Origin of the sequence: Ruminococcus flavefaciens 007c (assembly GCF_000571935.1) — a bacterium.
Lineage (GTDB): Bacteria > Bacillota > Clostridia > Oscillospirales > Ruminococcaceae > Ruminococcus > Ruminococcus flavefaciens_F.
Genome location: NZ_ATAX01000016.1, coordinates 263689 through 273445 on the forward strand (window position 1 = coordinate 263689; position 9757 = coordinate 273445).

Sequence of the window (9757 nt, forward strand, 5' to 3'; positions counted from 1 at the left end):
CTTTTTGTGCATTGCCCTTGACATCAGGGATTTTTCGTGATATTATAATGGCAGAATGTAAGATCGGGGGGGAAAAAATCTGATGAACAAACAGGACGGCAGGGAGAAAAAGCTCCCGCAGCTCACAAAAAAGGTCATAGGCAAGGTGCTGAAGAAAAAGGACGTTCTTCCCGATAAAGAGGATGCGGGTATCCCCGGGCAGGAACTCGCCGACAAGGTAATCAGCAAGATGAAAAGCTACAAGGAGGATCTCAGTCACCTTAATATTATAATCTGCGGAAAAACAGGTGTCGGCAAGAGCACACTCATAAACTCGGTCTTCTGCGGAAATCTTGCGGATACAGGCATCGGCTTCCCTGTTACCTCAGAGATAAGGCTGTTCCCTGACGAGAACTTCCGTACGGATATACCACTGAGGATATACGACACTCCCGGCTTTGAGCTGGACGCCGTACAGCGCAGCTCCATAAAGGAGCAGATCAAGTCCGTCATAGATGCAGGCAACGGAAATGACGACAGGTGCATACACTGCATATGGTACTGCATCAATACCATGGCAAGCAAGATAGAGCAGGAAGAGATAAACTATATCAACGAGCTCCGTCAGCTCACCGCATTCGGCAGCGACGGCGAAAAACGCAGTGTTCCCGTTATTATAGTTCTCACCCAGTCTATCGTTAAAAGCCGCGCTGACCAGCTGACAAAGGTCATAAAGAGCTCGGACAGCCTTGCAAATGCCGTTATACCCGTTCTCGCCCGTGAAGAAGCCATAGACAGCCGCACCACGGTAAAGGCATTCGGTATGGACAAGCTGGTGGAAAAGACCGAAGAGCTTGCACCATTTATTTCCGATACGCTGACCTCGGTACAGATAGTCAGCCTGAAGCAGAAGCAAAAAAACTGCAGGAGCGTAGTTAATCTTGCTGCGGTGACTGCGCTGGGAGTCGGAGCAGCTCCTGTCCCCTTTGCTGACGCGCCTCTGCTGGTCTCTGCCGAGATAGCCATGATAGCAAAGATAACGGTGCTCTTCGGATTTGAAGCAGACAAGAGCGTCATGATGGGCATACTTTCCTCTGCACTGGGTACAGGCGGAGCCACCCTGCTTGGCAGGACAGTCGTTTCCAATCTTCTGAAGCTTACGGGAGTAGGCGCGGTGGCAGGAGGGCTGATATCAGGTTCCACGGCTGCTGTGATAACCATAGCCCTCGGAGAAGCATATATACAGCTGCTCTCAATGGTATTCCGTGGTGAGCTGAAAAAAACAGACCTTTCCTCAGACAAGGGAAGGAAGAAATTCCGTCAGCTTTTCAAGGAAGCTCTCAAAACCTCAAAGGATTCGAATATATACAAGTCTCTTTCCGCAGACGGATCATCGGAAGTCCTCACAGAAGGACAGACAATCGGCGATACACAGGAAAACAAATAAAATCAATGAGCCGCGGCATTTCCAATGGAAATACTGCGGCTTTTCTGTTGTCACGTATATTTTGCAGGAACGAGTATATAAATAAAATCTGAAAAAAAGAAACCGCAGCTATAAAGCCGCAGCTTCCTGCTTTTTATAAATTACCGCTGCCGAAGCCACCGTTCTGACCGCCGCTTCCGTTATTTCCTCCGAAGTACAGATCATCCATAGAAGTGTTCCTGTTGGTGAAATTGTATTTATCTCTCTTCTGCTGCTCGGCTGCTTCACGCATAGCCTTTTCGTTTTCCATGTCCAGACGGAGCTGCTCTGCAAAATCGAGAGTCCTGTTTCCGCTTATATCTCCGAGAAACGCATTATTTCTCTGCATTTCGCCTCGCTTTTCACGCCTTTCGTCCGCAATATAGTCCGCAGTTGCAACTATACCTTCAAAAAGAAAATCCAGAAATCCATAACCTCTTCCCATAGAATACCCCTTTCATTTTTCCATATCATTATTGATAATGCCCAAATGATCTGCACATACATTATACCACATAAAAACACCGTTTGCAATAGCTGCGCACATACACCCTTTTTCACGAATATCCGCACCAATGCGCTGTTGACATTTCTGCCTGTATAGTGTATAATTTTTACATGAACAGGAGATGATATTATGCGTTCAAAAGGTACTAAGACCATTGCCGAGAACCGCAAGGCACGCCATGATTATTTTGTGATCGAATCCTATGAAGCAGGTATAGAGCTGGTAGGTACAGAGGTAAAATCCATTCGTCAGGGCGGCGTAAATCTCAAGGACTCATGGTGCTCTATCGACAAGGGCGAGCTTTTCGTCCGCGGTATGCACATCTCCCCCTATGAGAAAGGCAATATCTTCAACCGCGATCCCATGAGAGTGAGAAAGCTCCTCATGCACAAACGCGAGATAAATAAACTGTACGGCACTCTCAAGCAGGAGGGACTGTCACTTATCCCACTTAGCCTTTACTTCAAGGACTCAAGAGTAAAAATGCAGGTAGGTCTCTGCAAGGGCAAGAAGCTCTATGACAAGCGCGCCGATATCGCAAAGCGCGACGCCAACCGCGAAATAGACCGCAATCTCAAATCACGCAACCAGTAACGAAAGGACTTAGCTATGATATTCCCGAAACCTCTGAAAAAAGGCGATAAGGTCGCTGTAATATGTCTTTCAAGCGGGATTATAGGCGAGCCCTACTGCGTTCACGAAAAAGAGCTGGGCGAGAAAAAGCTCCGCGAGCTGGAACTTGAACCCGTTTTCACCAAGCACGCTTTAATGGGCAGTGACTACATAATGTCCCACCCCGAAGCCCGCGCCGCTGACCTTAAAGAAGCCTTCCTCGATGACTCTGTAAAGGGTATCATATGCGCTATCGGAGGCATAGAGACCTTCCGGACTTTCCCGTATCTCATGGAGGACGAGGAATTCAGAAACGCCGTAAAGCAGCACCCAAAGTTCTTTCTGGGCTTTTCCGATACCACCAATAACCACTTCATGTTACGCAGGCTGGGCTTGCAGACCTTCTACGGTCAGGCCTTTATGTGCGACCTTGCCGAACTTTCGGGAGATATGCTCCCCTACTCAAAGGCTCAGTTCGAGAGCTGCTTTGCGCCATTTCACGGCAGGGTTATAACTCCATCGGATATATGGTATGAGGAGAGGACAGACTTCTCTGCAAACGCTGTGGGTACTTTGCCTGTGCCCCACAAGGAAGAACACGGCTATGAGCTCTTACAGGGAGCTCCCGTATTCGAGGGCGAGCTCCTCGGCGGCTGTATCGACAGTATGGGCGAAATGCTCATAGCAGGCAATATAGAACGTTTTGGCGATATTCTCTCCGCTGAGTTTGAGAAGTGTTCGCAGCTCAGAGAGGACTTCATAAACCAGAGGGAGATAACACGAAGATACAATATCTTCCCGACTGCCGAGGAATGGCGCGGTAAGATACTCTTTGCGGAAACAAGCGAGGTCATGCCGACTCCCGAAATGCTGAGAGAATACCTTGAAGCTCTCAGAGCAGAGGACGTTTTCGATAATATAAACGGCATTATCATTGGCAAGCCCATGAACGAGAAATACTACGAGGAATACAAGAACGTATGGCGTGAGACCGTGAATAACCCTGAGCTTCCCATACTTTATAATGTCAACTTCGGTCATGCCCTGCCCAGAGCCATACTGCCATACGGCTCTATTGCCCACGTTGACGCAGAAAGACAGGAAATAACTCTGCTGTAACAAATAACGACACTGTTTGCAATTGACAAACGGTTGCAAACAGTGTATAATATTATAAGAAGCATTTCAGCTTCCAACCTCTCCCCTCATTTATTATGGGGGCGTAAAGGTTTCGACGGGGGTCTTGAAGTGTGATAAGCGAGCGGAGAATGGCGTGATCTCCATAACCTGCGCCACGTTTAAATATAAACGCAAGAAATAACATTACAGTATCTACAAACGATAGAGTACTGGTAGCTGCTTAAGTCAGCTTCTGTCCACCGAGGGAGTACCGCGGCTCTCGCCTGGGCATCGATGAGCGGTGAACGACTGTCGGAAGTGTCCGTGTCCGTCAGTTGTATACGGACTACCTGAGACTTCAGCCCGTTTATCGGCGGTGGTCACAGGGAATCATAATAGGTAAAATACGCTCGTAGAAAGTTGCATGAATGGATTTTCGGACAGGGGTTCAATTCCCCTCGCCTCCACCAGGTTTAAACTGTGGGAATGGCTATATATCGTCATTCCCATGATTTCAGATTCTGCTTATATGCAATCTGTTCCTTATTTGTTCTTTATTAAGAATCAAGCATTTCAGAAGCCAATAGGTCAGGCACCTGTTGGCTCTATTTTTTTGTTTGAAAAATCCAGTGCAGCGCTGACAGCTTCAGTGATCTTTGCTCTTGCTTCATCAAGCATATGGCAGTAAATATTGCTTGTTGTTGAAACTAACGAATGTCCTAACGCTCCTGATACCGTAACAATATCTACTCCCTGATTGACAAGAATCGAAGCAAAGGTGTGCCTGAAAGAGTGTATTCCATAGAACGGTATATTATTTCGCTCGCAGAATCGCTTTAACCATGAATATGGTGTTTCGTTATACATCGGTTCTCCGTTCCATTTTACAAACAACCTGTCGGTTTCGACCCACTTATCACCGTACTGTAATATCTTCATATCCTGTTCTTCTTTATAAAGCTTCAGAAGTTCCATGATCTGTTCCGGAAACTTCAAAGTCCTCTGAGAACGCTGTGTTTTTGTAGTATCAGTGTATGTTCCGATTTGTTTAAGGTAGTTGCTTGTACGTCTTATACTGATGATATTGTTCTCGAAATCAACATCTTTCCATTCCAGGCCAAGCATTTCGCCGCGGCGGAAACCACTGTATATCATAAGTGTGAAAAATACTCTGAACTGAAGCTGTTCTTTTTCAAGCAATACAAGTATCCTTTGTATATCGTCTGATGTGTATATCTGCTTTTCCGTGTATTGTATTTTTGGCAGGATAACCTTCTCACACGGATTTGCGCTGACTACTCCCATTCTTTCACCATAAGTAAAAACTTCTGATATAAAGCTGTGATAGTGTCTGATTGTTTTAGGTGATAGTGGGTTTCCGTTAAGCATATTAGCACCTTTCTCAGAAAGCGAATTGATAAATGCCTGAACATGACGCGGCGTGATCTTATCCATGCGGAGATGACCTATTGCAGAATACACTCTTGGACACAAGCGGCGCATTCTTTCTTCTGTGGTTTTTCTGAGATTGATCCTTGCATAGTTTTTAAACCACTCTTCCCCCATCACTTCAAACTTTACTGCTGAACTCTGGTATCCCTTCTTGCAGGCTTCTTCAAACAGAACTGCCTGCCTGTTGACCTCCTTTTCTATTTGTCTAACTGACATTCCCGGTTCAGGTTTCCAGGTCATAGTCTGAACCATTTGCTTGCCTTTACAATTATAGCCGCAGCTTACCTTGATAAGGTAACTGCTGCCTCTTTTTTTGATACTTGCCATAATATTTCCTCCTTGGTAATATTACAGCGTACCTTTCCATGCTGATTATATCATCCTATTACTATAAAGTCAATACTTACAGTCGGTGTAAAATGATAATCGCACGAAAAGGCCCACTGCCAGCTTTTGCGAATAACTACGACTGCTCTGCTCAGAGAAACTTAAACAGGATAGTTTTAGTAACTTCTATGTATTCTCCTGAGCCTGCTTTATCCGCTGCATATGATAATGCTTCCATGAACCTTTTCAAATTTGTTCATGCATTTCACCGTCTTCGGGTTCGTAGTGTCCGAATACAGCTTTCATAAGAGCTTCCTCTGGAATGAGGTACTTCTTACCAGCCATGAAACAGTTTAACTGCCCCGAAATACACATCTGCCTTATACGGTATTCTGTCAGTCCATCGATAAGCTTCGCTGCCTCTTTGATTGTAAGCACTTTTCTCTTTGGTGTAGTCATGATTATGCCTCCTTCCTTTAAATATTGGATTAATATTTTGATATAATTAGCCGTCCTAGGAACGGTAAGTATATCAGGTACTTGATGAGAATTGATGTTATATCATAAGAAATCCTCCTCTAAAATGGAATTATGTACCGATCATTTATACTGCAACATAAAGTTTTCAACATTCAAAGCTGAAATAAGTAATTCAAAAAAAACAGTAAAAACCTTATATATTAGTATAGGAAGTGGAGCAGGAGGTACATAACTCTTAAACCCTAAGAATGATGAACCTGTCTATCCAGTATCTGACCGGGATACTAAAGTACTTCTGTTATACATCATGTCAGAAATGTGGCTTTTTGAGCTATGTTACGCTTGATACGCAACAATAGCATTAACGGCTCGACAGACATTGGCAGTATCACTCTTGCTAAGAATACCGACATGGTATCTCTTGAAAAGCTGAGAGAGCTTCTGCCGCATGTGAAGCAACTCAGGAAATGCCATGTAAGTGTTTTAGTTAATGAACATGGAGAACCGATACTCACTGTAAATGGAATAACATATGGAACTCACGCATAACTTCTGATCTTTGAGCATATATTATGATTGAGCAAAGATTTTACACGAACTCACAGGGAGCAGAACGAGAAGCTCTATTACGTACACCTTACTCAAGGCCACTATATATGAAGCTCCCCTAATCTATTCAGCATATGAGGGAGTCGTATGAAAGAGCATGACAGTATATTATGTGATCAATGTCTCGATATGTCCTGTTTTGTCCTGTCAATACTTTTGCCTATGTATAGAGCTTGATGATGTTATTGTCCTAATGTCCACAGTAATTAAGAATAAATCTGTGAAACGTTATAAGATCCAGAACGTAAGGTTCAGGCAAATGATATGTATCAAATTTGATAATATATGCATACCATGGACATAAAGGACAAGATGAAGCAATAGGCTATTCATCATAGCTTAAAGCTTTAGTGTCTAGCATCTGCAAAAGGATGTTCGGATCATAATTATGTCCTTCTTACTACCATAACCTTTTGACTTTGATATCAGCCACGGTGCAATCCTCCTTACGGTGCCTTCTCTTTGAAGTACTCTTTTTCGTAGCAGATGAGCAGTTCAATAGACTTTCTATTGAATTAGCTTCATTATAAATATAAATCGGCTTGTCCGGAGACGTACCATACAAAATACTTGCTGGATCGCTACAGGCTTTATCAGCTGTGGGAAATAAACTGATGAGAGCCTCTATAATCTTTCTTGAAGTTTCAAAGTCTGTTACGTGCTCATCAGCAGCAAATATAACAAGAAACTTCTTTATTGTAGCTCCATGCAAATCTTTAGATCCGCTTGTGAAACTCTCGTATATGATGCACGGTTTAACGCCCGCTCTGCGACATATTTTGAGTATCGCTTCAAGAGTTTCGATAGCTTCTGGAGATTTATATTTCACTCCAATCAGCTTGCTTATATACGTATTATCGATAACGACATAAAATAGCTGCTGTTCTAAAAAACGTTCTTCGGTGCTCTCATCGACGTTTTGATTATCACGCAATAAAGCTCCTTGTATAGTATATCCACGGTGGAGATACTCTCCAAGCTGCTCGAGTGTGAGCTTACTATGTGTCGTACTTGAACCCAGCCTGTTTCGAATAGTACCTACCTCAGCATCAACCTGGGGTTTGCTTGTAAAGGATTGAGAATCTAAAGAAACTATTACATTCATAGTTTTTCCTCCTTAATTAAATTTCAGATGCAAAACTCTAGCTGCATCATTACTTGTAAACCAATGCTTATAAAACGAGTGAACCACCCTCTTGAGGTTTGGGGCGTAAATTTCTATAGAATATACATCCCGTACACCAAAGCATGGTTAGTTGCAAAAAATCAACAACTACATGAATAGTACTGATTCTGCAATTTCTAATGTCATAGTTAAACTAATACATATCACATCCTTTCTTCAGTAGAGCCGGATATTTGGCAGCTCTCGGATCTTGGAGTTCTACTAGCGTTAGCAAGATCATCAATTATGAGTCTGATCATTGCCTTCTCAGTATCCTTGAGTTCATGACGAAGCATTCTTGTCATGGACGCTTCTGATTTTTTTAATACATCTGCGATCTGCCACCAAAAAACGTTTTTCTCAAGTGCATACGCTCTTATATCCTGATTACACATGATATTTCATCTCCTAACTAAATTTAAAAAAAACAATCATTAATGATGACGAGTATGACTATGAGGATTGCCGCCTCATAACTATATATAAGGTTTTAATTTTGAGACTTTTTAGGCGAATTATTGTCCGTTCTTTTAATAATGATGATAAAACGTCAAATAACGTCAAATCAAAATACAATCTTTAGCATAGATTTTGAGTCCGGTGATACGAGTCTGTTTATTATGCACTACATTCCAATGAAATTTCAATCAATAGATTGGAATTATATATTTCTAATATATATTTATATATATATGTATATATTATAAATACATCAAAAGATTAAGGAATATTATTGATGTGTCAATTATACTCCTTTATAATACAACTCTTAAAGAACACGATATATGAAAAAGAAGATGACACAGGCTGAATTTACCGAATGGGCGAATTATGCTATTGAGCTCAGTTCTAAGGTGGAAACGGGGAGATAGAATTTGAAGATTACAGGCAGAAGATAAGGAAATAGATGATAAATACGAAAAAAATCCGCTAAAAGAATTCAGCTTCAAAGGCTTCCGCGAACAGCTGCTTGACAAATGGTCAGATATGCCGATGTACTGGCAGTATCAGATGTTGCAGCGATAACAGGCTATACTCCCAACACCGTTGTCCGTTGGATGACGAAAAGACTGCCTGCGTTCGGTAACAGTTCAATGTGTTTTATAACCTTCCGTGAATAGCTGATAGACTTCTGCTGTGTGAAGAGGGATAATAATAAAGAACCTGTCAGAATAATCTGAAAGCACAAGGAAGATATATCTATTTTTTCTAATGAACTGTGGAGTGAAGAAAAGATACTCAACTTGTTAAAATGAATAACCTATGAATCACTCTGCAAAATAACAATATAAATGCTCAGGTTGTCACTGAGCATTTTTTATCTTATACTCCTGAACATAAGCTATGCGTCCTTCATCTGCCAGTTTACTTCGTATGGGCATAAAATAATTCCCTTAGAGTTTTCACACTTTTTCGTGTGTCTTCTCTAAGAGAATTATATTATGATCCTTTGACTATTTTTCGTTTTCTTAGTTTTATGATAATATTATAAAAAAGTGCAGCAGTTCAAAAGTGAACTGCTGCGTTTTTCTTTATTTAAAATATAACTTACTGCATTGAAGCGTTTACAAGGAGCTGATCCAGAGCAGAAGAATCTGCTGTAATATCGCCGATATTGATACCGTTGGATATCTGGCTCTCATTGCTGAATGCTGACATATTCTCCGCAAGTATCATTGCCTGGATATTGCTCATATCCGAGATCTCGCTGCTATCTTCTCCGACACTGATTATGTCAGATGCTTCAGCTATGACTGTATTGTCAGCTGTAAGCTCAGTGCCTGCCATCTCATCTGTATAGATATTGGTGAGATATTCCGTAAGTGTCTGTTCAACAACTTCTGTTTCCGGTTCTACGTCGATCACGAACTCTGACTTATTAAGGTCAACGTGAGCGATGGTTCCGTCTGCGAATTCAAAGCTTTCGATACGGTTATAGTAGTCGGTATACTGAGTCTTGATACGGAGTGTATCGCTGCCGTCACCGACTGAAAGTACCATATCGTTTTCATCCTTGGTGATGGTTACATTAGATATTGAG

General features: G+C 42.2%; 11 protein-coding genes and 1 other RNA gene. 6 read left to right on the forward strand and 6 right to left on the reverse strand.

The genetic code is table 11. The annotated features are described in order from the left end of the window. Positions 1 to 82: 82 nt before the first annotated feature. Positions 83 to 1426, forward strand: a complete 1344-nt coding sequence (locus RF007C_RS05485; RefSeq protein WP_051456530.1) for a YcjF family protein — start codon at positions 83 to 85, stop codon at positions 1424 to 1426. Between the two features lie 133 nt (positions 1427 to 1559). Here the strand turns inward: RF007C_RS05485 and RF007C_RS05490 are convergent, their stop codons facing one another. After that, positions 1560 to 1889 (reverse strand): hypothetical protein, encoded by a 330-nt coding sequence (locus RF007C_RS05490; protein WP_037297919.1) that lies wholly within the window; start codon positions 1887 to 1889, stop codon positions 1560 to 1562. Between the two features lie 192 nt (positions 1890 to 2081). On the opposite strand from RF007C_RS05490, the gene smpB reads away from it, so the two are divergent. From smpB to ssrA, 3 genes are all read left to right on the forward strand, one after another. Beyond that, positions 2082 to 2546 (forward strand): SsrA-binding protein SmpB, encoded by a 465-nt coding sequence (smpB, locus tag RF007C_RS05495; RefSeq protein ID WP_019678241.1) that lies wholly within the window; start codon positions 2082 to 2084, stop codon positions 2544 to 2546. 15 nt (positions 2547 to 2561) lie between these two features. Then, positions 2562 to 3683, forward strand: coding sequence for a S66 family peptidase (locus tag RF007C_RS05500; RefSeq protein WP_037297921.1), 1122 nt, complete (start codon positions 2562 to 2564; stop codon positions 3681 to 3683). A gap of 97 nt (positions 3684 to 3780) precedes the next feature. Next, positions 3781 to 4153: a transfer-messenger RNA gene (gene ssrA, locus RF007C_RS16915) on the forward strand. 118 nt (positions 4154 to 4271) lie between these two features. Here ssrA and RF007C_RS05505 read toward each other — a convergent pair. Together RF007C_RS05505 and RF007C_RS05510 are read right to left on the reverse strand one after the other, a co-directional pair. Beyond that, entirely contained in the window at positions 4272 to 5462 is a 1191-nt protein-coding gene (locus tag RF007C_RS05505) for a tyrosine-type recombinase/integrase (RefSeq protein ID WP_037297924.1), read from the reverse strand. A gap of 246 nt (positions 5463 to 5708) precedes the next feature. Then, entirely contained in the window at positions 5709 to 5921 is a 213-nt protein-coding gene (locus RF007C_RS05510; RefSeq protein WP_051456531.1) for a helix-turn-helix domain-containing protein, read from the reverse strand. Between the two features lie 354 nt (positions 5922 to 6275). Here RF007C_RS05510 and RF007C_RS17220 point away from each other — a divergent pair, with 354 nt between their 5' ends. Continuing rightward, a complete protein-coding gene (locus RF007C_RS17220) occupies positions 6276 to 6491 on the forward strand; it encodes a hypothetical protein (RefSeq protein ID WP_152537145.1) in 216 nt (71 codons plus the stop codon). Positions 6492 to 6951: 460 nt separating this feature from the next. Here RF007C_RS17220 and RF007C_RS05515 read toward each other — a convergent pair whose 3' ends face one another. Both RF007C_RS05515 and RF007C_RS05520 read right to left on the reverse strand, forming a co-directional pair. After that, positions 6952 to 7656, reverse strand: a complete 705-nt coding sequence (locus RF007C_RS05515) for a hypothetical protein (protein WP_037297926.1) — start codon at positions 7654 to 7656, stop codon at positions 6952 to 6954. Between the two features lie 224 nt (positions 7657 to 7880). Next, complete coding sequence (locus tag RF007C_RS05520; RefSeq protein WP_019678245.1) at positions 7881 to 8111, reverse strand: hypothetical protein; 231 nt, start codon at positions 8109 to 8111, stop codon at positions 7881 to 7883. 582 nt (positions 8112 to 8693) lie between these two features. On the opposite strand from RF007C_RS05520, the gene RF007C_RS17450 reads away from it, so the two are divergent. Beyond that, positions 8694 to 8837 carry a hypothetical protein gene (locus RF007C_RS17450; RefSeq protein ID WP_161634872.1) on the forward strand — a complete coding sequence of 48 codons (144 nt, stop codon included), beginning with the start codon at positions 8694 to 8696 and terminating at the stop codon, positions 8835 to 8837. A 427-nt stretch (positions 8838 to 9264) separates the two neighbouring features. Here the strand turns inward: RF007C_RS17450 and RF007C_RS05525 are convergent. Then, on the reverse strand, positions 9265 to 9757 hold a 493-nt coding region (locus RF007C_RS05525; protein WP_037297928.1), incomplete at its 5' end, for a calcium-binding protein.